Source organism: Daejeonella rubra, from assembly GCF_900103545.1.
GTDB classification, from domain to species: domain Bacteria; phylum Bacteroidota; class Bacteroidia; order Sphingobacteriales; family Sphingobacteriaceae; genus Daejeonella; species Daejeonella rubra.
In genome coordinates this window covers 21,408-43,568 of record NZ_FNHH01000027.1, presented here as the reverse complement: position 1 = coordinate 43,568, position 22,161 = coordinate 21,408, and the positions used below count along the sequence as shown (strand labels likewise).

Sequence of the window (22,161 nt, the reverse complement as noted above, 5' to 3'; positions counted from 1 at the left end):
AGCAAGGAGGCCTACCTGACTATTTTTCGAACCGTTCAATATAAAAAATTGAACTTTCAATGCTAATTGCTTCTATAACTTTTAATTTGGATTAGGTAATTTGGCTTTGAATGGGGAGGGGACGCGTGTTAAAATAGGGGTTAACAAGTAAGGAACCTGCCTATTGGGGCAGTTTTAGAAAGTTTTAAAGCTTATATAATATTATATCGAACCCAGGCTAATTTATATATTGAGCATAAAAATCTGGATGATTCTCAATAAACTCTTTCTGCTCGCTTACCATATCCTCGAACGAAAGATTGACAGCAGGAAAATCATTACGCGTGTTGAGCAATGATTTATCAACAAAATATTGATCATATTCCTGTATAATAACGGGTCTTTCCATGACTTTGGAAAATATACTTAATAATTCAAATTTACTTATTTTTTGATTGTTCGTTAAATGCAAAAGGCCAGCATAAGATTTTCCGAGACTTAAAATTTCTAAGATAGATTTAGCCAATTGCAAAGTAGTTACCCCGCTCCAGAATGCCTTGGTGTATCCTTTTATCTCACCATTCTGCCGCATAAACCAATGAAATAAACCAATACCATCCTGTTTCAACTCCGGTCCTACAATGGAAGTCCTGATGGTTAGATGATCCCGATAAGTTACCTCACCTAAAGCTTTAGTCTGTGCATAAAATCCATTCCCATCCTTGAAATCTGATTCAGTATACCCTCCTCTTTTACCATTAAAAACACAATCAGTACTTATATGGATCAATTTTTTGCATCTGGCGGCTACAAAATGAGGCAAATAAGAGTTAAAAAAAATACTTTCCTCAACATTCGATTCCGCAGCTTCATTCAAAATACCAATACAATTTATTACGACATCAGGAGCTTCAGATTTTAGAATATTTTCTAATTTATTGAGATCAGAAAGGTCAAAAAGAAAGCTTGGCTTAAAAAATGTCTCATCACGGGCAATATCAATTACCTCAAATTTTCCTGATTCCAAAAGGACTTGTCTAATCACATGACCCGCCATTCCCTTTGACCCTAAAATTAGAACCTTTCTTACTTGTTCCATATTACACGGTTAACAATTGGAATATAACTAATAATCAACCTGATTACACGGTCTGAAGTGTTTTGAACAGTATATTCCCATGGGAGCTGAGTTGCATCCGTCATAGGAGTGCCCTTAACTATTTCAATTGCATTTAAGATATCATCCCGGGATATTCCGCCTAGAACAATAGTGCCTGAATCAATAGCCTCTGGCCTTTCGGTACTTGTACGGATACTAACTGCAGGAAATCTAAGCATGGCAGACTCTTCACTAATTGTCCCGCTATCAGACAGAACTACATATGCATTCTGCTGTAAATGAACATAATCAAAGAACCCTAAAGGTTTAACATTCTTAATGAGTGGGTGAAATATCACATTATTTGCAAGAATTTTCTTCTCAGTTCGTGGATGAGTTGAAAATATAATAGGCATGCCATACTTTTCGGCAACTGCGTTCAATGAGAAAACTAACTGCTCAAAATGGTCCTTAATATCAATATTCTCTTCCCTATGGGCACTCACTACAATATATTTATCTTTCTCGAGACCTAAACTTTGAATTATCTTACTATTATCAATCTGTGAAATGTATTTATTTATCACTTCACGTAAAGGTGATCCGGTAACAAATACATGGTCCTTTCTGAAACCCTCACTCAATAAATACCTACGACTATGCTCTGTATAGGTCAGGTTAATATCACTTATATGGTCAGAAATCTTACGGTTAATCTCTTCAGGAACATTTTGATCAAAACAACGATTACCAGCTTCCATATGAAAGATAGGAATCTTCAGTCTTTTCGCTGCTATAGTGCAAAGTACGCTATTGGTATCTCCCAAAACTAAAATTGCATCTGGCATCTCTTTTACAAATATCTCATATGATTTTGCAATCACATTTCCAATAGTTTCGCCCAAATGGCTACCAGCAACATTAAGAAAATAATCAGGCTTTCTTAAATCCAAATCGTTAAAAAATACCTCATTAAGATTATAATCATAATTCTGTCCGGTATGTATTAAAATATGTTCGAAAAAATTATCGCATTTTTTTATACACTCTGCTAGACGAATAATCTCCGGACGGGTACCGATTACAGTGGCTACCTTAATTTTTTTCATGGTTCGCAAGCTCATCGTTTATATAATCAAGCTTCAACAAGAGCGATACAAGTTCCTCATCATTTAAGCGGTGGGTATTGTGCGAATGGTAATCCTCCATTTTAGCAATAGATTCATCTCCCTCAGAAAAATATTGACTATAGTTCAAATCCCTGTCATCAGGCTTTATTCTGTAATAATTCCCCAAGTCATCTGCTTTTCTAAATTCTTCTCTTGTCAATAGGGTTTCATATAATTTCTCTCCGTGTCGTGTTCCTATACTTTTGATTGTACTTGAGCTACGGAACATCTTAAGAAGAACCTCTGCCAACTGACCAATTGTAGAAGCAGGAGCCTTTTGAACAAAAATATCTCCGGATGAACCGTTTTTAAAGGCAAAAAGCACTAATTCAACAGCATCATCTAAAGTCATCATAAATCGGGTCATATGACGATCGGTAACAGTCAGATCTTTATTCTGTTTCATCTGAGCAACAAACAAGGGAATCACTGATCCACGGCTAGCCATCACATTCCCATAACGAGTACAGGTAATAACAGTTTCTTTACTTATTCTGGATTTTGCGACTGCAAGCTTTTCCATCATCGATTTTGAAATTCCCATAGCATTAATGGGATAGACTGCTTTGTCAGTACTCAGGCAGATTACTTTCTTGATCTTATGTTGTATGGCTTTATCCAAAACATTATCAGTGCCGAGTATATTAGTTTTAACAGCCTCCATTGGATAAAACTCACAAGAAGGAACCTGTTTTAAAGCTGCTGCGTGAAACACATAATCTGCCCCAGCCATTGCATAATCAAGACTACCTCGGTCGCGCACATCTCCTATGTAATATTTTACTTTATCACTTTTAAGCGCATTACGCATATCATCTTGCTTCTTTTCGTCTCTGCTAAATATTCGGATTTCCTTAATATCAGTATTTAAAAAGCGTTTTAAAACAGCATTCCCGAATGAGCCTGTACCACCTGTAATGAGTAATATTTTATCTTTGAACATTAGTCTGTTAATGAATTCTAAACTTATACTTTAATTTACCTTTACTTAATTTGCAAAACTGCTATTCATAGTTTTTCAACATTTTTTTGATTCCTTGTTCCAAGGACCATTGTGGTTCCCATCCAAGTTCGCGCTTTGCCTTCGAAATATCGGCAATTGTGTCCATGATTTCGTCCTTTCGTCTTTCATTACCTGAAACTACCGGCAAGTTAGACTGCTTTATTTGTTGCACAGTCCTGATCAGGTCGGCAACAGAATAACTAATTCCTGAACCAACATTAAAAATATTAAGACCGTTAATATTGTTTAAGGATTTAAGAATCGCGGATATGAGGTCATCGATATAAATATAATCTCTTTTGGGCTCTAAATCCTTGACGGTAACTTTATCTGCATTGAGAACCTGCTGGATAATTGATGGAATCAAAAAATTCTCATTTTGGCCAGGACCATAAACATTAAATGGACGCAAAATTGTAGCAGGGACCCCATAACTTGCGGAATAAAAGCCACAAGCATCTTCGGCTAATTTTTTTGATAAGCCGTAGGGATTAGAGGCAATAGTAGGACATGCTTCTGCAATAGGCAAACTTGGTGGGTTACCGTATAAATAAGAACTCAGAAATATTAATTTTGCATTATACTTCCTGCAATAGTCCAGCGCTGCAATTGTTCCCATTAAATTAACCTGAATAAACCCTGAAGGATCCGACCAACTCAGGGGAACAAATGATCTTCCGGCAAGATGAATAACAAAATCACATTTAGGAAAACCAGACCAAGTCTCCAACTGGGTAATATCTCCATCTTTGCTACCAGCTCCAAAAACCTCATAACCAGCATTAATGAGCACAGGAAGCAAATGTTTTCCAATAAATCCCGTTGCACCTGTGACAAGAACTTTGGCCATAATTATTTTGTGATCTTAACAAATTTTACCAAAAAACTAACTCTTCTTATGAGATTCCATGATGTAATTCAAAGAACTCACATAATTACTAACCCTATATTTATCAATTGCAAGCTTTCTGTTTTCAAGAGCCATATACTTCAGCTCTTCAATGTCATTCAGTTGATTTTCTATGACAGCCTTAATTGAATCTGAAGACCTTTCTTGCACCTGAAATCCATTTTTTTTATCCTCAAAGATATCTAAAATACCCGACTGGCCGGTTACAATTACAGCACAACCCGAAGCATAAGCCTCCAGAATAGCCACCGGCTGTCCCTCAAAAAAAGCCGTTGGCAGGCAAAGCAAATGGGCCTCCTCAAAAAGGCGCTTCTTTTGATCGTCATTTACCACACCATGGTAATGAATGTTGGAATAACCACTAATTTTACTTAAAAATGCATCTTTTTGACTTTCAAGTTCAAATCTTCCAGCAAAATTCAGTTCAAATCTCTGCTGGTGGCTGTGATCTAGCTTGATGTAAGCATCCGCCAATTCATTGTACCCCTTTTTTTCAATCATATTACTCATATAAAGGATACGGATTATTCCTGAGTTGGTAAAGTTTTTATAAATACTTTGCTCTTCAACGAATAGATAATCTAAAGCAAAGTTTGGCACAATATGAATTTTGCTTTTAGGCAGAATATCCTCAAATACACTTATATGAGATTTACCAGAAACTATTGCCCCAGCCATCCTACTGATAAAGTACTTATTAATTTTCCAAAGCAAGGGAAACGAATCCCAAAGTTCTCTTTTTATACTTCCCCCATGAAGATGAATATAGAAATCTGAGATTTTTTTACCGCAAATTACATACATAAATATATCCTTCAGATTTCCTGCAAGAGACTGAGAAATAGTCAGATACACTACTTCAACATTTTTCTTTTTAATCCAGACGTCTTTTAGAACTCCAAGGATTTGAAAAATTCTTTTAAAACTATTGACCCCCTGCACAAAACTGGTTTTGTTAAAATTAACAACCTCAACATTATGCTTAGTTTTTATCCCATCAAGTAATACCTGAGAAACCAAAGAATGCCCACCTAAAGGTGGAGGAAGGGGGGCAATAAAAAGTATTTTCATCTTAACTAATGACCAGTTTTTCTCAGAATTTTATTAATAACATTATCGAAACCGGCCTTACGACCGAAGATATACAAAATGCATAAACCAGAATATGAAATAGCACAAACATCTGCAAGTAATCTGCAATGATATTGATTTTTTAGATTAAATCTATTTTCTTTATGAACTATGTCATTTTTCAACGGAACATTTACTTAAATAGACTATCACCCTTAGGAAACCACAGCTCCGCTAAGCCTCACTATCAGTCGCTGAAAATTATTCAACTGATTAAAATTTTTTGCCAAGACCTTACTCTTCTTGCGTTTCAAACTATGTTGATCCGCTCCGGATATCTGGTGTGAATGAAGCCTGTAATTGACCAGTTTATCTTTCAAATAGAAAACTCTGTATTTGAGACTTATACGCAGCCATAGATCATAATCTTCTACAGCCTTAAAGTCCGGATCCTCATCAAGCAATCCTATCACATTCAAAACAGACCTCCTTAGCATCACGGAAGAATTCGTAATGTAGGTTATCAGCAATAAGAGATATCTTCCTGGAATTAAATTTGATGAAATAAGAATAAAATTAAGATAAGAAAGAAATTTTCTAAAAAATGATCTATTAATGGTTTGGTTAATATAAAGAGAGGCAGTACAACAAAATCCGATTTCATGGCAATTCTCCATAATGTATAATTGCTTTTCCAACTTTTCAGGAAACCAAAGGTCATCGTCATCGCACAATGCAATGTATTCTCCACTTGCTTTTAAAATACCAAAATTCCTGTTTACAGCAATTATACCTCCATTCTGATTTTGAAATGCCTTGATTCTGATATCGTTAAAGTCATGTGCCAATGCTAAGAAATCATAATCCGAACAATTATCGACAATTATCAACTCAAAATTCGTAAATGTCTGATTTAAAATAGATTGAATTGTTTCCTTTAAAAATTCTGGTCGATTGTAAGTAATAACAATAACCGAAATTTTTGGCGCAATACTAGTACTCATGTTCCAGATAGTTAAAAATATCTGGTATCCCTTGTTCCAGGTCTATTTCTGCTGAATACCCTGTTTTAAGCAAGCGGGTATTGTCAATCACATAGGAAGCCTTAGAGGCTGAGACGGAATCTGAGATAATAGTCCCCGAAATAAAAATAGGCAGTATTTCGTTATATTTATTAAAATAGACCTTCTTAATTTGGTGAGCAACTTCAAGTAAAGAAACTGTTCTGGAAGATGAAACATGATACAATGTGTCCGTCAAAGAGTTATTTTCTAGAATACAATGGATAGCTTTTGCAATATCATTTATATGGATAAAATCACGAACTGCAGTTCCATCTGATTGCAATACAATCTTCTTCTCACGGAATGCCATTCTACATAAATCATTGATGACCAACCACCAACAGTTATTGTCTTTAAAAACTGGTGCTCCATAGCCGTTTGATAGCCTTACTGAGCAAAAATGTGCAACTGATTTTTCGTTATAGAAACTAATTAACTCCTCACCTATTGAGTGTGTAAGGCCATAGCTATTCGAGGGGGCCTTTATAGCATCCTCATTGAGAACCCCTTTGGTTAAACTTCCCAGAACCTGAATTGTAGAAAGATAAAGAAATTTTTCAATGCCCTTTCTTAAGAATTGATCTGCAAGTCTCCAAACAGGCAATACATTGATATTATTTACAGTTTCAACAGAAGATATTTCAGACTGCTTATGATCAAGAGAAACAGTATGAATAACACACCTTACATCAAGTGAAATTAGTTTTGAAATTGTCTCATCGGATGCAATATCCCCAATGATAATTTCTATATCTTTAAATTTCTCAACCAAATCATCTGAAATTGTTCTACAAAGTGCGTAGACCTTAAATCCCTTACTTTTTAAATAAATTGAGAGAGTGGCCCCAATATAGCCTGAAGCTCCTGTTATCAATACGGAATTCATTTTACCATTTATATTTAAAGAAATCTAAATCCCGGTTTTCAGCTTCCTGTGGATGATGTTCAATGCTGGCCAGATTAAGTAAAAGATTTATGGAATTACCCACTCCCTGAAAAGCCATCCATATTCCTGGAGGAACTGTAAGTCTGCAATAATTATTATTTCCTAGTAGAACCGAAAAGAATTTTCCATTTGTAGAACTTTTTTCACGGGAATCAAACAGCACGAATTTTATTTCGCCCTGAGGAACAACAATATTCAACACCATTTGCTGATGTTTCTTCCACCCTTTTATCTCTCCATGCAAGATCTCAGAGAAATAGGCTTCTCCGAAACCTTCAAAATTAATATCTGATTTCTTTAAAGCATGCATGATTTTTCCCTTCGGGTGAGGAATAATTTTGAGCTCAGAAATACTTACCCCATCTAGTATGTCCATGGCAATTCTTTTCGCTTCGCTATTTGCTCATAATTCTCCAATTGGCTAATAGTATAATTCCACATATTCGGTTTCGCATGATAGAATTCAAAGTACCACTTACTTGTAAAAGCAATTAATTCATTATAATCAAGTGTTGGAAGCCATTTTAAATAGAATAGTGCTTTATCACAATTCAGTTTAAGTAGACCCGCTTCATGAAAAGGTATATCACCTGTAATTGAATAAACGTTTTCTATACCTTTCATATTCCAATGAGTACTCAGATCTTCGAGTAGTTGAACAACAGAATAATTACTTTCAGACTTCGGCCCAAAATTAAAACTCTCGCCATGTAGTGAGTTATCTTCCGCAAGTTTCTGACCCAGATTTAAATATCCGCTAATAGGCTCAAGTACATGCTGCCAGGGACGGGTGGCTTTAGGACTCCTGATCTCAACGGGCTTACCCTTGAACCATGCACTCATGCAATCAGGAACAATTCTATCTTTTGCCCAATCGCCCCCCCCAATTACGTTTCCTGCTCTGGCCGAGGCAATTCTAACAGTTGGATGATTTTTGAAGAAGGAATAGTAATAGGATTTGAATGCTATCTCAGCAGCTCCTTTTGAGCCACTATAAATATCTCTACCTCCCAATGCATCTGTTTCCTTATAACCCCACACCCATTCCACATTATCATAGCATTTATCACTAGTTATGATTACCGCTGAGCAGTCGTTATCAAGACATCTCAGTGCCTCAAGAACATGAACAGTACCCATTACATTTGTTGCAAAAGTACTTACAGGGTTTAAGTAAGAAACAGAAACTATCGCCTGAGCTGCGAGATGAAAAACAAAATCAGGCTTCTCTTCAATAAATATGTCTTTTACTTTTTCAAGTTCAAGAACATTAAATCGATGATCAATAATTTTTTCTGATAATCCAAGTTCTTCGAAAAGAGATGGACTTGTTGGAATATCCACTGAAATACCCACCACTTTAGCTCCAAGTTTTAAAAGCCATGACGTCATCCATGCACCTTTAAATCCGGTATGTCCAGTAACAATAACTTTTTTGTCTTTATATATATTTTTGAACATAATTTCTATTTTCCATTTCCAATCCAGGGTGCCTTTTTTGTCTTGACCAGCTTATCCAGATAATCCCTCTCCCTGACGTTATCCATACATTGCCAGAATCCATTATGAATAAAGGCTTCCAATTGGCCTTCTTCTGAGATCTTTTGTAGAGCACCAAACTCAAGATCACAATCCTCATCTTCTGTAAGATAAGTCATGATCCTCTTATCAAAAACGAAAAATCCTCCGTTAATGTATCCTGTAGCCATCTGGGGTTTTTCTTCAAAACTTGTAACCTTTGTCCCATCCAAATCAAGTTCACCAAAACGGGAAGGCGGATGTACAGCAGTTACAGTAGCTAATTTACCAGTTGATTCATGGAATTTCAACAGTTCTTTGATATTCACATCACTAACACCATCTCCATATGTAAGGGAGAACTTGTCAGATTTAATAAAACTTTCCAGCTTCTTTACTCTCGCACCCTTAAGGGTATCTTCTCCGGTATCAACGAATGTAATTTCCCAGTCACTCTCCGGCAATGCATTATAAAAAGTAGGAGTATGGTCAGGAGTCATCTGCAAGGTAAAATCACTTCCTGAAATCCGTAGGTTGTAGAAATATTCCTTAATAAAACTTGCCTTGTAACCGAGAGCCAACACGAATTTTTTATACCCGTGGTCACTATAAGATTTCATTATATGCCAAAGGATTGGCATCCCTCCAATCTCAACCATTGGTTTCGGTCTTGAAACCGTTTCCTCACTCAAACGAGTCCCTTTGCCTCCACACAATATTACAACTTCCATATATTTTACATTAATCTGATTTATGTTATTTAAACGATAGAATATTCATGAATATTAATATCCTGACTTACTTAGAATTGCCTCTTTAAAGTAAATCAAAAAGCCTCCAATCAAGTACACAATATTAAATTTATCTAACTTAAATGTTTCCCTATAAACAGATAAAAAACAATCAAGCCACGCATTAAAACCAAGGAACAAGAAAGAGAACCAAACAAAACCGGCACCGAATTTCATATTCTGGGCATTTTTGCCCGAAAGTCGATGCATTCTTATGTGCTCATAAAAGATTGTAGAGATCTCTAAGATCTGTTTCTGAATTTTTACTTTATTCCGAATTGTAGTTTCATGTTGTCGAAAATTATTCAGCGGTTCAATGAGGTAATAAAAATTAGTCAATTCTGAAAGACTTAGCCAGAAAGCCCAGTCGGCAGCAACCAAGTACTTTTCAGGAAGACCTCCAACCTTCACGTAAAGTTCTCTTCTTAATAAAGCGGCGCTAAGATTTGGCAAAACACATGAAAAAGAAAGAAATCTTCTCATTTCTAAAGAAGAAATAATTGTATCAGTTTTACATTTCAATCGAAATTTTCTCTCTCTTCCTCTATAATCATCAGCAAATATGTTATTGTCTTTATCAACCATATTACTACGGGAGTAGGCTACTCCTACAGTTTCATTTTCCTTTAGTGCTTTTAAAAGCAATTCAACCTGCCGAGGATCGGCAAAATCATCGCATTGGGCAAACATAAGAAATTCTCCCAATGCTTTTTGTGCTCCATAATTACTTGATTTTACATAACTTCCAGTGTTCTTTTCAAGTAAATGAAGTTTAATATTCTCATGATTTTTATATTTGAGAAGAATCTCGCGGCTTCCGTCAGTTGAACAATCATCAACGACTATTAACTCAAAATTTCTATACGACTGATTAAGAATACTTTCCAGAGCTTGCTGTAAAAACTCAGCATGATTATAGCTTGTAAAAATAATACTAACAAGAGGTGTCTGATCTTTTTTAATCATTAAGCAATCCCCTTGATTTTAATTCTCGTAATGATTTTCTGTAGTCATCCATAGTTGCCGGAATATCAGTCTGGGCAACAACCCAATCAAGAAATCGATGCAATCCATCTCGAAATAGCCATTCGGGTTTGAAATCAAGTACCTTATTCAACAATGTTAGATCAGCAAAATTATGCCGTATATCTCCTTCACGAAAGGCACCTGAAATTTCAATCTCAGACTTACTTCCCAAATAAGAAATAATTTCCTTAGCCACGCTAAGTACGGAAGTTGGAATACCACTTCCTACATTTAATATATGCTGGCCAGAAAGCTGAGGACTAAGACATTTTACAGTTGCATTCACAACATCATCAATATAAACGAAGTCTCTGCTTTCCAAACCATCTTCAAATACATTTATCTTTTCATTTTTCAATGCAATTCTGGAGAAGATAGAGAGTATACCTGTATATGGATTTTTTAAGGACTGTCCAGGGCCATAAACATTCTGATATCGAAGTGCAAAGCCATTGATCTTTTTTAGGCTGGTAGCCAAAATAATCATCTGCTCCTGCACCTGTTTGGTAATTCCATAAAAAGAAGATGGATGAATTTTAGAAGATTCATCTGTAGCCCTGATCTCCAGATTATCTAAACCTGAGATTGGACATACCACTTCAAATGATTTATTAACCGTATCTCTGGTTCTGGCTTCCGGATAAATATCACCGAATTCTGGTGAGTTATACTTTCCTTCTCCGTAAATAGACCTTGATGATGCCACAATTACAGTATCAAGTTCATGACTCCCATTAATAATATAATCACAGAGCATAGAAGTAGCCTGTATATTGACAAGAGTATACCCAGAAACGTCATACATAGATTGTCCTGTACCTGTTTCTGCAGCATAATGTATAACTGCCTGTTGACCTTTCAAAGCATCATAAAACGCTGCCTTATCAGTAACGTCGCCAATAATAAGTTTTACTCTGTCCTTAATATCAGCTGCTAATTCTCTTTTCCCACCATGGATCTGTGGATGAAAATTATCAAGAATAGTTACAGAATAATCTTGTTCTAGCAGTTTTCTTGTAACATTTGACCCAATAAAACCAGCCCCACCGGTAATTAATACCTTTTTCATTTATAATACTGTTAAAATTCTCATGTTTCTCGACCTAATACTTAAATCAATCAGTTGAATATTTGTTATACGTTAAACTTTGCCTTCTTTCTGAGAATATAACGGTCAATTCCAAGAATGTCTATATCTGTAGATAAAAAGCATCTAATTGCATCTTCAGGAGTTTCAACGATAGGCTCATCTGCAACATTGTATGAAGTGTCAAGAACCATAGGAATGCCTGTCAATTTTTCGAATGCTTTAATCAAATCATAATATCGTTCATTTACATCCCTTGTAACAGTTTGAACTCTGGCGGTATTATCAGCATGAGTAATTGCAGGCACTAATTCACCTTTACCAGGTTTAACGTAAGGTGCAAGAAGCATAAATGGAGATTCAATATCAAGTTCAAAAAATTCACTTGAGCGCTCTGCAAGAACAGATGGCGTGAATGGCCTGAAGCTTTCGCGAAACTTTACTCTGGAGTTAAGGATATCTTTCATGTCTGCACGTCTTGGATCTGCCAAAATGCTTCGGTTACCTAAGGCACGTGGTCCGAATTCACTTCCACCCTGGCACCAGCTTGTTATATATCCGTCAGCGATTGCCTTTGCCATAGTATCATAAAGCACTGGAAGGCTCTCGCATTTTTGTATGCTAATTGAATCATTATCTTTAAATTTGTCGATCGCTGCATCAACCTCTGTTTCTGAATACTGTTTGCCCAAATAATCATGTGTGTCCACATAAACCCTTGGGTTTTTATTCAATATGTTATAAACATAAAGCGCCTGTCCCACAACAAGACCATTGTCGCCTGCATTAGGATGGATAAAAATATTGTCAAATTTAGATCTGGACAATACCTGATAATTAGCAACACAGTTCAATCCTACACCTCCAGAAATACAAAGATTCTTAGAACCGGTTTTTTCATATAACCAATTTGCAAGATAAACCATCACATCCTCAGTAAGCTTTTGAACTGCATAAGCCAGGTCTTTGTGGGTTTGAGTATACTCCTCTTCCTTTTTCTTGTTTTCGAATTGCTTTAAATAATTTCCATAATCTGGAAGTTTATAAAGAGCATTGTGAAATCCTAAACCCTTTTTGAAAACTTTTCTAAAGTCAAAATCAAGTTCTTCAAATTTCAACTCCTTCTTAATTTCATCATAGATAGCAGAAGTCCCGTAAGCCGCAAGTCCCATTGTTTTTCCTTCTTGATTTGTTTTAAATCCAAGTTTCTTTGTAAACTCTGCATACATACCCCCTAAACTGTATCGAACAGGAAACTCCCATAATGTTTCTATCTCAATTCCCTTTCCATAAGAAAGACTACCTGAGAGTTGGTCACCACCGGTTCTGACCATCGGAACACCTTGTCCATCTACAACCATTATTGCTGCATCATCGAAGGGTGAAGGCAGGAAGGCCTGACAAGCATGAGAAAAATGATGCTCAGGAACAATAAACTTAATATTAGGATTTTTCTCCTTAAAGAATTTTCTTACAATCTCATTATGTCTATAACTGTAAACCACACAATCAACATCTTCCAAAGTTATTTCAGCTACATCAAGCAAATAGTTTAATAGAAGTTGGAACTTTTCAACCTTAGCAATATCCACTGTTGAATAATCTTTTTGCATATCAAACTCGAAATCGAGTTGCTCCATGTAGGTTTTGGGATCTGCTTTCCACCCAAAGGTCTCAAGATCCGCCTTTGAAATAGGAAAAAGAATATCGTTTTTTATTCTAGTAATACGCTCCAGACTCGTGGCATAGGTGATGATACCATCTGTACAAACTGCACCACTAAATCCGTGCCCGCTTAATGTAAAACTTAAAATGTGATTTTTTTTCATTTAGAAATGAGTTAATTGAAATTTAGTTTTTTATTAATTGATATTAGAAATGTGTTCAACTCCATGATCATTCTTATATTCCAACAAATCATGAGTTGATAAAAATAATTTATAATTTTTCTCAAGCCAATCATCTGGCTTATCCCACCATTTTAGATTCAAAAGTGCCTCAATTGTTTTAGTATCAAACCTTTTTCTTATAAGTTTAGCAGGTACCCCTCCAACAATCGAATAAGGTTCAACGTCTTTAGTTACCACTGCTCCTGCAGCAATTACACTTCCATGGCCAATAATAACACCATCTAAAATAATAGCTCTTTCACCAATCCAAACATCATTGCCAATTTTACTGGTAGAATAAGAAGAAAAAACATCAAGTGTACTGAATTTCTTTACCAAAGGTGTGTTATGAAGATAAAAGGCATTATGGGTACTAACGAAATCTGTTTTATGAATTCCCGGTCCGATACTTACCCCCGAAGCAATTGAACAAAACTTGCCAATATGGGCATTGAAAACAGTAGATCGTTTTTGGATATAAGTATGACTACCTAATTTTGAGAAAGCAATAACTACATCGTCATAGAGCACATTATATTTATCAAACTCCGTTTCATGAATATTTACCCCATGGTAAAATTTACATGTTGGGTTTTTGGTCCTTAGTAGCTCTATAGCATACATATATCTTATCTTGTAAACAGCTCGCCGAAGTATTATAATTAAAACCTTGAATAAAACCATAATTCACCTGCAAATTTAAGACGATACTTTAAAATAATCAATATAAGTCACACGAACTGAAATACTTTCATTTTTTGTATCACTTTGGACTACGGTTAAACAATCAACCACTCTATTTCAAACTAGGACATACTTCCGGAAGAGAATAAATGTAAGGTACATAGCAATTGAATCGAACAGCAACCAGTCAAGACCAAAGCTGTTTATTAAGACATAAAAAATATTCAAAAGTAAGGCTCTCTTTATAAAAAGCTCAACACTTGACTTATATGTTAGTTTGAGATAAGTTTTTTGAAACAAATACCCAGTCAAAAAGAAAGCGAGTAAAGAGCCCCATCCAAAAAGTGCAAAGTATTCTCCATACATAGTTAATTGATCTGAAGCGTAATATTCATCAACCGTTTTTAAAGATGGAACTCCATAATTGAAATACTTATAAACTAAGGCATTGGAAACTTTCGGATTATCAAATACTGTGAACCCTGGGGTAAGAAAATTATCAACAATGCTTTTTAAATAATAAGGAATATTAAAGATAGATGAGTACTGCTCTTTATGTGCAATAATTTCTGTTGCATAATCTAGAAAACCTATCCGGTCAAAAATCAATCCGATTGAACCATCATCTTCAAGCCATGCCGTTGAAGAAACAGAGTTTTTTATTACTTCCAACTTTTGTTCATTACTAACATCTGTGGTTGCACTATACCGTCGTAAATCCGTAGCGAAAATAAATACCAGTAAGACTATAGGAATCATCATCAGACCCAGTAATAAATGCCTTATTTTAAAAGTCAATTGCTTTGCCCCTGCTAATGATGCAAACAAAACATACATGATTACTACCAAAGCTGCTGAACGGCTTCCACTAAGTGTCGTCAGAACTATATATCCGATAAAAACAGCAATAAAAAATCCTCGCTGATAAAAGGTCAATCTATTGTAATTATGGGTAAAGAAAATAATAACAATAAATAGTACTATTGACGAATTAAAAAACAAAAGTTTTATAAAATCCAATAATCTATCCAAAACTGCAATACCCAACAGGTTCGGCTTACCGAAGAGATATGCAAGTACAAAAAATCCAAGAATTTTATATGCGTTACCTTTGTGTTGCAACACTTCCCGATATGGCTTCAATCGGTTTGAATTTGTGGCCATCCATATTCCAGCGAATATGAGTAGATTACTTAAAATGATATAAAACAATCCAAAATTTACATCCTGAACCGTAATTGTAAATCTTTTGAATACGACTGAGAAAGGTATGAATGTTAAACTGATCACTCTCATCAGATAATAAAAGATCAGTTGAAAACAAAGAATAGTTAATAATGGAATATTTCTTTTTTTCTCATAAACCAGAAATAGATGAATCTGAACAGCAAGTAAGGCCCCTCCAATAATTGTATTACGGTTTATAAACTCATTCTCTCCCTTAATACCAAACAGATATAATAAAAATAACAGGAATGAAAAGTTTATTAAGCTCAATAATGTATTAAAATTCATTCTGATATTTGTTTACCCTTATCTACAAGGGTGAAATTTTTTATTATCTAAACCAGATTGGTTTGAATCAGATAACCTTTTCAACGAAACGACTTAATCTGGAAGCATAAGGTAATTCATCAACATAGACAATTGCCAAGGTTGCTTCTTTTATTTTTTCTGATATAACCGGATCGGTACTTAGCTCCATCATTTTTCTGAAATTATCGAGTAAAATACCTTTTTCATAACAAGGGAAAACACCTACAAGACCTAATATCTCCTGAACATTTTCAAATTTTGCAATTTGATCGGGTGATAGGTAATGATTCTTACCATCATTGTAGCAAATCATGACACATGGTTTTCCATTAATAAGGCCTTCCAGTGATAAGGTTGTTGCCGGACAAACCATACCAACAATCGATTTCAACAATGCAGGATAGTAATCAAGAGAAGTTGAGTTTATCGTTGATTCATAAGAACCCGAAGTATTTTCAAATCTGGAGAAATAAAATTTTGCTGTCTGAGAATCGATGTATACATTTTTCAGCCCTGCATCAAGAACGTTTTTTTCTTCAACACGGGGAAGCATTTCAGGATGTGCCCTAAAAAGAATAACATAATCCCTAAACATAGGGTTAGTTGAAATCTCATTATCGAGTGTTGTTAATGCCTGAATATCATCAAATGGCAAAGAAGTAGCAGGATATAGAATAATCTTTTTGTCCGGAGGAATATTGTTTACTTCATGAATCGATATGCTAGAGGTATCTTTTGAGAAATATCTCTCAAAACGGGGTACCCCAAGTATCATAAGCTTCCTTTCTGCAATTCTTTGCACGCGTACTGCCTGGTCCCAGGCCTGCTTACCCCACAATCCTACATAGGTAGGTTGTATAGGCATAACACCCTTACTAACTAAATTATCCCAACTATTAATCAGGATTAGTGATTTTATCCTGTTTTTGTTGGCAGTATGAGTAAAGTCAATTGTAAAGCTATCAGCAGCCAAAGATGGTGCTATAACTAAATCAGGTTTGAAATCATTGAAAACCTGATCCAACCCTTTCCATCTTCCCAAAATGAATTTGCACAAAGAAAGGAAAATCTGATAAAATATATCCCAGGAAACCACTGTATGAATCAATTTCATTACACTGGAGAAATTGGCGATCTTGATTCTGAATGCCATTGACCTTTTGGAATATTTAACCATTGTAACAAGTAGAATTCTTCTGAACAAAAATTTTCTCCAGGTGGCCTGCTTTATTACCTTATAATTTTGGATTCCATAATTTTCTATTTCCCTGGGATCCCAATCGTACTCAGGGATAACATACAAGATATTATACTTGTTATGCAGTTCTGAAAATGCACCTGCATCTATCCAATTCCTTAAATAAGTTTGAAGACTTATGAATATGAGCAGGTTCTTTTTTGTACTCATTGATCTAGTTTGCGTCTAAAAATTGAACAAGAGAATTAAATATACTTTCTGTATCCAACTTATGATATTTTAAAATCTCATCCTGTTGACCACATTTGGGCTTCTCATTCAAACCAATCATGCGTGTAGCTCTTCCGGCTAATACTCCTGCCTGACTTAAATGTGAGATAATGTAGGATCCAAATCCATTTTCAGTGTAATGATTCTCAACGATTGCAATTTTAGAAGAGTCCTGAAGCATTAACCTGTACCAATCTGCATCTAATGAATTTAGCCATGGAGTAACAATCACCTTAACATTTATACCCATTTCATCTTTGAATTTTGCTGCTACAATCATCACTTGTTTACTCATAATTGGTCCTGACGTTATGATTGTTAGCTGAGAGCCTTCGTTCATGACAATACCCCGACCTTCTGTAAAATCCATATCTGCCTCACCTGCACTTACGGGGATATACGGCACTGAAGTCAATCGCAAATAGGTACTACCCTGATTCTTATTCACTGCCCAATCCAATGCAACAGCAAGCTGATTTGCATTCATTGGTTCAATCAATTTCATATCGTACATACATGACATGGCAGAAATATCCCTTACAGATTGATGAGAACTGCCAGGTCCGGCAGGTAATAAACCGGCAAGCGATCCCACATAAATAACTTTTGAACCCTGCGAGCAATTATTATAAATCTGCTCCGATGCCCTGGACGTTAAAAAACAAGCAAAAGAATGCACTATAGGAACTAACCCACCTAGTGCCATGGTTCCTGCCTGTGAAACCATATCCTGCTCTGCAATTCCACATTCAATAAATCGGTTGGGAAATTCATTCTTAAACGGTATCAGACCTGTATCTAAAACCAAATCAGCATCAAGGGCTACAATCCTTGAATTTGATCTTGCCAATCCAAGGATCGCTTCAGCATAAGCTGGAATCATTTTTTCACTCTCCGTTGAGATTCTAATCGGATCGGCACTTACCTCAATCGGATTGGGTAGTACAATCTGCATTTCATTACCAAGCAGATTGATCGATTCTAATAACTCCTTTCTGGCCAAGCTGTAATCTTCTTTACCCGGAGCTCCTGAATGGTATTTGTAATACTCAACATCTGCCCCCATTGATGTGTGCTCCATAAAAGAGACGCCTTTACCTTTGATAGTATTGGCCACCAAAATTTTAGGCTTTGATTTACCTGGCTCATCTATAAAATCCCGGATAACTCCCAGATTATGCCCATCGCCTTCAGAAGCATCCCATCCAAAAGAACTGAACTTAGATACTAAATCACCCAAATCACTCACATTGGCTACGAACGTGTCTGACTGTACCTTATTGTGATCCACAATAACGAACAAGCGATTATCCTTTCTTCTTATTGCAGAAACCAGAGATTCCCAAAGTTGCCCCTCCTGTAATTCCCCGTCCCCGGTTAGGACGAACAATCTACCTTTTTTCACCTTCAACAAATCATCAGCGTATAAAAATCCTTTTGCCTTTGATATCCCCATACCCAATGATCCTGTATTGGTAACTGCACCTGGTATTCCTACATCCGGATGTCCCGGAAGTCCCCCCAATCTTCTCAAAGCATGTATTTTTTCAAAAGGAAGGATTCCCAAAGCTGTTTGTACAGCATATAGTCCGGGACTATCATGGCCCTTAGAAGAGAAAAAACGATCTTCAGGCTTGAGGACATTCAGGTACAGCCAAGATATAATATCAAGACTGGAAAAACTGCTCCCCAAATGACCGGAACCTGCCTTTGCAACCATATAAAGAGTATTAAACCTTGCCAGTTCCGCAAATAGTCTAGTCTTTTCCTCTGAAGTACAATTCGAATTTAATACAATATCAAATGCTTCCTTTTCAAAATAGGAAATACTTATTCCCTGCGTTGCCTCTTCTGTTGCTTCAGAAATACTGTATGTGATTTGCTCACCCATGATTATTATTTGATTATAAATGGTTCTACATTAATTTTAGGCAGACTTGCTCCACCGGTTTTTAGTAAATACTCTGCCTTCCACCAGTCAAATTCCTCATTAACATCCAAACCTTCTTCGGAGTTGGTTAAAAATGGGGTGATTATATTCCCTGCAATAGTATGTGTAGTGGTTATAACCCTTGTCCATGCTATCTCAAGACTAGCATTCTGAGCATAAACTAGAGGTAAGGCTGCATACTGCATGCTATGCCATGGCTGACTCTCACCTGAAAAAGGAATAAGGGGATACATTACACTATCTTTTACTATCCACATTTTCCCAGGATGCTGTTTACACAATTCAACTGCCCTGAGTGAATCACTTCCATTGGCACTTAAAAATTGTTCCCAAGCTCTGACAATAGTTTGCGGCTTCCGAAATGGACTGGTTGGTCTTAGAATACTAAAAGCATCACAGGACTCACCAATAGATTCTAGAATATTTAATAACCACTCTACCCATTCAATATCAGATGATTTATCTCCAGAGATTTCCTTTGACCTTAATGAAGGAACTTCTGCACCATAATGCCTGGCACATTCTGCATATAGTTCATTATCTGTTGCACAAATAACCTTGTCAAACACACCACTATCTATTGCAGCCCGGATCGTATACGCAATTAAGGGATGACCGTTAATTACACGAATGTTTTTATGTGGGAACCTTTTTGAACCGGATCTAGCCGGAATAAAAGCATTAACTTTCATTAAATAATTATGAGATTTTAAATATGTTGTTCCCTTACTAGTATGGAGATACACTTTAATTCAGTATATACATCTAACGCTTCAACCCCAGGTTCTCTGGTACCATTGCCTGAAGACCCTACACCTCCAAATGGCATATGAGGTTCACTCCCATAAGTACCAATATTTACATTGATCAAACCTGAGCGAATCTTTTGTGCAAACCACATTGCCCTGTCGACATTCTTAGTATGAATAGAGGCAGTTAAACCATATTCTGTATTATTTGAAACATCAAGTGCTTCTACTATTCCCTTAACTTTGTAAATGCTTACAACCGGACCAAAGATTTCAGTCTTACTTAGGTCTGCTTCAACTGACAATCCTTCAATAATAGTTGGCTCAATATAATATCCCTTTTCAACACTACTTCCCAACTCTCCATTTGAACCACAAAGAACCTTCCCTCCCTGAAATACTGCATTTTTTATAGCAGTTAATATATTATTAAATTGTCTTTCATTAATAACGGGACCTAAATCACAATCATCATCAATTCCCAATTTCAGGCTTTTAGCTTTTGCAACGAGCTTGTTTACAAATTCATCATAAACTTGTTCAAAAACGATAATCCTGCTTCCTGCGGCACATCGCTGGCCTGCATTACTGAATGCTGAAAGGCTTGCCCAATTAACTGCATTATCTATATCTGCATCATCGCAAACAATAAATGGATTTTTACCTCCCAACTCAAGAGAAACTCTTGCCAATCGTTTACCTGCAACCTCCGCAATCCATTTACCAACGCTTGTTGATCCGGTAAAACTTATCAAAGCAACTCCATGATCTTCGACCAATGCCTTACCAGAAATATCACCTCGCCCCTGGATCACGTTAAAAACACCATCTGGAACACCTGCTTCCTTTGCCAGAGCTGCCATTTTCACAGCAATCTCCGGAGAATCCTCAGATGCTTTCAAAACAGCTGTATTACCACAGATCAATGCAGGAAAAATCTTCCATGCGATATTGGCAATTGGAGTATTTGCAGGAACTATTAAAGCACATACGCCAATTGCCTGTCGTATACTATGTGTATATTTACCTTCCATTCCAGAGGTTAAAGACCTGGCATATAGCCTCATTCCCTCACCGGCAAAGAATTCACCAACAGCGATAGCGCCAAATACTTCCCCCTCAGCATTAGCTTTTGACTTACCTGTTTCCCTAGCTACAATATCTCTTAATTCATCTTTATTGTCACGCATCAACCTAACAAAAGCACCTAAAATATTTCCTCTCTTTACAGGAGAGCAAGTTGACCATGAATCGAATACGTTACCAGCTGCTTTAATTGCTTGCTTTACTACTTCCTTGTCAGAAGAAACAATCAATGAATCCAGTTCTGCTGTATGCGGATTGAATTTATTTAAAATGGAATCGCCATTGAACAACTCTAATCCATTGATCCAACTGGGGATTCTTCTGATTTGATATATTTCTGCCATAGAACTGCGAAATTGTAGTTGGGTAAACTTTATTTTTTGCTAAATACAATATTCTCACACACGGAACTCTTATTTTGAGCTCGGCGAAAACGAGAATGATTCGGATGTACGTTAAAAGAATTATCAGTAGAAAATCCGAAATTCTTAAAAATATCCTTAACATCAATACGATCTCCAGATCCGTTATTAATCTCAATAGAAACTGACTTCAAGCTCGGATTTGCAAGAATCTCTTGCATACCTTTAATGATCTCATCTTCAACACCATCAACATCGATCTTAATATGATTAGGAAATGGAATGTTATATAATTTAATAAAATCATCTAATGCAAAAACAAAAAGAGGATACTTTTGTAGAGCAATAAATTTATTACCATGTTCATCTACGTCAGTTCCAACCTGATGACCTGAGCTACTAGTTCTGTCATCGGAAACATAAAAAGTATCGATCTTTGTCTGACTGTACAAACCACATAAAAAAGGGAGACAAATATCCTGAACATTGTTCAAGGAAATATTATCCAAAAGTCTAAAATAATTTTTATGGTAAGGCTCAAAACTATACGTCTTACATGAATGTCTAATTGTTGCATACAACGAGTAAATACCAACATTAGCACCTATATCAAAAAAGATATCATCCGAATTGAAACTGTCTATCCACGCTACCGTCTCAGGTTCTTTTGTAAAAAAAGAATCGGCTCGGTATTCCTCGAGGGGATTTTGGGCATAGATTTTAAAATTATCTTTAATAGTCTTTATATTTTCCATAATGCTTGCAATTGCAAA

The 22,161-nt window shown here is 36.1% G+C and carries 19 protein-coding genes and 1 pseudogene; all 20 read right to left on the bottom strand.

The features are described 5' to 3' along the window. Positions 1-217: 217 nt before the first annotated feature. Positions 218-1,078 carry a dTDP-4-dehydrorhamnose reductase family protein gene (locus BLR27_RS15140; RefSeq protein ID WP_090706278.1) on the bottom strand — a complete coding sequence of 287 codons (861 nt, stop codon included), beginning with the start codon at positions 1,076-1,078 and terminating at the stop codon, positions 218-220. Continuing rightward, on the bottom strand, positions 1,066-2,187 hold the full coding sequence (gene wecB / locus BLR27_RS15135) for a non-hydrolyzing UDP-N-acetylglucosamine 2-epimerase (RefSeq protein ID WP_090706276.1): 1,122 nt from the start codon (positions 2,185-2,187) through the stop codon (positions 1,066-1,068). The genes BLR27_RS15140 and wecB overlap by 13 nt, the downstream gene beginning before the upstream one ends. Next, on the bottom strand, positions 2,174-3,190 hold the full coding sequence (locus BLR27_RS15130; RefSeq protein WP_090706275.1) for a polysaccharide biosynthesis protein: 1,017 nt from the start codon (positions 3,188-3,190) through the stop codon (positions 2,174-2,176). The genes wecB and BLR27_RS15130 overlap by 14 nt, the downstream gene beginning before the upstream one ends. A gap of 61 nt (positions 3,191-3,251) precedes the next feature. Next, positions 3,252-4,100: an NAD-dependent epimerase/dehydratase family protein gene (locus tag BLR27_RS15125; RefSeq protein ID WP_090706273.1), complete on the bottom strand. Its 849-nt coding sequence runs from the start codon at positions 4,098-4,100 to the stop codon at positions 3,252-3,254. 36 nt (positions 4,101-4,136) lie between these two features. Further along, positions 4,137-5,231, bottom strand: a complete 1,095-nt coding sequence (locus BLR27_RS15120; RefSeq protein ID WP_090706272.1) for a glycosyltransferase family 4 protein — start codon at positions 5,229-5,231, stop codon at positions 4,137-4,139. Positions 5,232-5,446: 215 nt separating this feature from the next. Further along, entirely contained in the window at positions 5,447-6,235 is a 789-nt protein-coding gene (locus BLR27_RS15115) for a glycosyltransferase family 2 protein (protein ID WP_090706270.1), read from the bottom strand. Further along, positions 6,225-7,169 carry an NAD-dependent epimerase/dehydratase family protein gene (locus tag BLR27_RS15110; protein WP_176767717.1) on the bottom strand — a complete coding sequence of 315 codons (945 nt, stop codon included), beginning with the start codon at positions 7,167-7,169 and terminating at the stop codon, positions 6,225-6,227. The genes BLR27_RS15115 and BLR27_RS15110 overlap by 11 nt, the downstream gene beginning before the upstream one ends. 13 nt (positions 7,170-7,182) lie before the next feature. Further along, positions 7,183-7,617: a dTDP-4-dehydrorhamnose 3,5-epimerase family protein gene (locus tag BLR27_RS15105; protein ID WP_221406358.1), complete on the bottom strand. Its 435-nt coding sequence runs from the start codon at positions 7,615-7,617 to the stop codon at positions 7,183-7,185. Further along, positions 7,605-8,702: a CDP-glucose 4,6-dehydratase gene (gene rfbG, locus BLR27_RS15100; protein ID WP_090706265.1), complete on the bottom strand. Its 1,098-nt coding sequence runs from the start codon at positions 8,700-8,702 to the stop codon at positions 7,605-7,607. The genes BLR27_RS15105 and rfbG overlap by 13 nt, the downstream gene beginning before the upstream one ends. Positions 8,703-8,707: 5 nt before the next feature. Continuing rightward, positions 8,708-9,490, bottom strand: coding sequence for a glucose-1-phosphate cytidylyltransferase (gene rfbF / locus BLR27_RS15095; RefSeq protein WP_090706264.1), 783 nt, complete (start codon positions 9,488-9,490; stop codon positions 8,708-8,710). Between the two features lie 54 nt (positions 9,491-9,544). Next, the gene (locus BLR27_RS15090; RefSeq protein ID WP_090706262.1) at positions 9,545-10,516 is read right to left on the bottom strand and encodes a glycosyltransferase; all 972 of its coding nucleotides are present in this window, start codon (positions 10,514-10,516) and stop codon (positions 9,545-9,547) included. Beyond that, entirely contained in the window at positions 10,509-11,645 is a 1,137-nt protein-coding gene (locus BLR27_RS15085; protein ID WP_090706261.1) for an NAD-dependent epimerase/dehydratase family protein, read from the bottom strand. Before BLR27_RS15085 ends, BLR27_RS15090 begins: the two co-directional genes overlap by 8 nt. A 65-nt stretch (positions 11,646-11,710) precedes the next feature. Next, a complete protein-coding gene (locus tag BLR27_RS15080; protein WP_090706259.1) occupies positions 11,711-13,492 on the bottom strand; it encodes a carbamoyltransferase family protein in 1,782 nt (593 codons plus the stop codon). 33 nt (positions 13,493-13,525) lie between these two features. Continuing rightward, positions 13,526-13,840 (bottom strand): annotated as a pseudogene (locus BLR27_RS18915) (CatB-related O-acetyltransferase); the annotation flags it as partial. A 513-nt stretch (positions 13,841-14,353) separates the two neighbouring features. After that, a complete protein-coding gene (locus tag BLR27_RS15070; protein ID WP_176767716.1) occupies positions 14,354-15,400 on the bottom strand; it encodes a hypothetical protein in 1,047 nt (348 codons plus the stop codon). Positions 15,401-15,818: 418 nt separating this feature from the next. Further along, a complete protein-coding gene (locus BLR27_RS15065; protein ID WP_090706256.1) occupies positions 15,819-17,180 on the bottom strand; it encodes a CDP-glycerol glycerophosphotransferase family protein in 1,362 nt (453 codons plus the stop codon). A gap of 4 nt (positions 17,181-17,184) precedes the next feature. After that, positions 17,185-19,131, bottom strand: coding sequence for a transketolase C-terminal domain-containing protein (locus BLR27_RS15060; RefSeq protein WP_090706254.1), 1,947 nt, complete (start codon positions 19,129-19,131; stop codon positions 17,185-17,187). A gap of 5 nt (positions 19,132-19,136) precedes the next feature. Beyond that, positions 19,137-19,883 (bottom strand): acylneuraminate cytidylyltransferase family protein, encoded by a 747-nt coding sequence (locus BLR27_RS15055; RefSeq protein ID WP_090706253.1) that lies wholly within the window; start codon positions 19,881-19,883, stop codon positions 19,137-19,139. A gap of 17 nt (positions 19,884-19,900) precedes the next feature. Next, positions 19,901-21,370 (bottom strand): aldehyde dehydrogenase family protein, encoded by a 1,470-nt coding sequence (locus tag BLR27_RS15050; RefSeq protein ID WP_090706251.1) that lies wholly within the window; start codon positions 21,368-21,370, stop codon positions 19,901-19,903. A gap of 29 nt (positions 21,371-21,399) precedes the next feature. Then, on the bottom strand, positions 21,400-22,143 hold the full coding sequence (locus BLR27_RS15045) for an FkbM family methyltransferase (RefSeq protein ID WP_090706249.1): 744 nt from the start codon (positions 22,141-22,143) through the stop codon (positions 21,400-21,402). Positions 22,144-22,161 lie beyond the last annotated feature (18 nt).

What these genes read in the sequence shown, in the direction of transcription:
- BLR27_RS15140 (WP_090706278.1), bottom strand. Translation starts at nt 1,078, where the DNA reads ATGGAACAAGTAAGAAAGGTTCTAATTTTAGGGTCAAAGGGAATGGCG.
- wecB (WP_090706276.1), bottom strand. Translation starts at nt 2,187, where the DNA reads ATGAAAAAAATTAAGGTAGCCACTGTAATCGGTACCCGTCCGGAGATT.
- BLR27_RS15130 (WP_090706275.1), bottom strand. Translation starts at nt 3,190, where the DNA reads ATGTTCAAAGATAAAATATTACTCATTACAGGTGGTACAGGCTCATTC.
- BLR27_RS15125 (WP_090706273.1), bottom strand. Translation starts at nt 4,100, where the DNA reads ATGGCCAAAGTTCTTGTCACAGGTGCAACGGGATTTATTGGAAAACAT.
- BLR27_RS15120 (WP_090706272.1), bottom strand. Translation starts at nt 5,231, where the DNA reads ATGAAAATACTTTTTATTGCCCCCCTTCCTCCACCTTTAGGTGGGCAT.
- BLR27_RS15115 (WP_090706270.1), bottom strand. Translation starts at nt 6,235, where the DNA reads ATGAGTACTAGTATTGCGCCAAAAATTTCGGTTATTGTTATTACTTAC.
- BLR27_RS15105 (WP_221406358.1), bottom strand. Translation starts at nt 7,617, where the DNA reads ATGGACATACTAGATGGGGTAAGTATTTCTGAGCTCAAAATTATTCCT.
- rfbG (WP_090706265.1), bottom strand. Translation starts at nt 8,702, where the DNA reads ATGTTCAAAAATATATATAAAGACAAAAAAGTTATTGTTACTGGACAT.
- rfbF (WP_090706264.1), bottom strand. Translation starts at nt 9,490, where the DNA reads ATGGAAGTTGTAATATTGTGTGGAGGCAAAGGGACTCGTTTGAGTGAG.
- BLR27_RS15090 (WP_090706262.1), bottom strand. Translation starts at nt 10,516, where the DNA reads ATGATTAAAAAAGATCAGACACCTCTTGTTAGTATTATTTTTACAAGC.
- BLR27_RS15085 (WP_090706261.1), bottom strand. Translation starts at nt 11,645, where the DNA reads ATGAAAAAGGTATTAATTACCGGTGGGGCTGGTTTTATTGGGTCAAAT.
- BLR27_RS15080 (WP_090706259.1), bottom strand. Translation starts at nt 13,492, where the DNA reads ATGAAAAAAAATCACATTTTAAGTTTTACATTAAGCGGGCACGGATTT.
- BLR27_RS15070 (WP_176767716.1), bottom strand. Translation starts at nt 15,400, where the DNA reads ATGGCCACAAATTCAAACCGATTGAAGCCATATCGGGAAGTGTTGCAA.
- BLR27_RS15065 (WP_090706256.1), bottom strand. Translation starts at nt 17,180, where the DNA reads ATGAGTACAAAAAAGAACCTGCTCATATTCATAAGTCTTCAAACTTAT.
- BLR27_RS15060 (WP_090706254.1), bottom strand. Translation starts at nt 19,131, where the DNA reads ATGGGTGAGCAAATCACATACAGTATTTCTGAAGCAACAGAAGAGGCA.
- BLR27_RS15055 (WP_090706253.1), bottom strand. Translation starts at nt 19,883, where the DNA reads ATGAAAGTTAATGCTTTTATTCCGGCTAGATCCGGTTCAAAAAGGTTC.
- BLR27_RS15050 (WP_090706251.1), bottom strand. Translation starts at nt 21,370, where the DNA reads ATGGCAGAAATATATCAAATCAGAAGAATCCCCAGTTGGATCAATGGA.
- BLR27_RS15045 (WP_090706249.1), bottom strand. Translation starts at nt 22,143, where the DNA reads ATGGAAAATATAAAGACTATTAAAGATAATTTTAAAATCTATGCCCAA.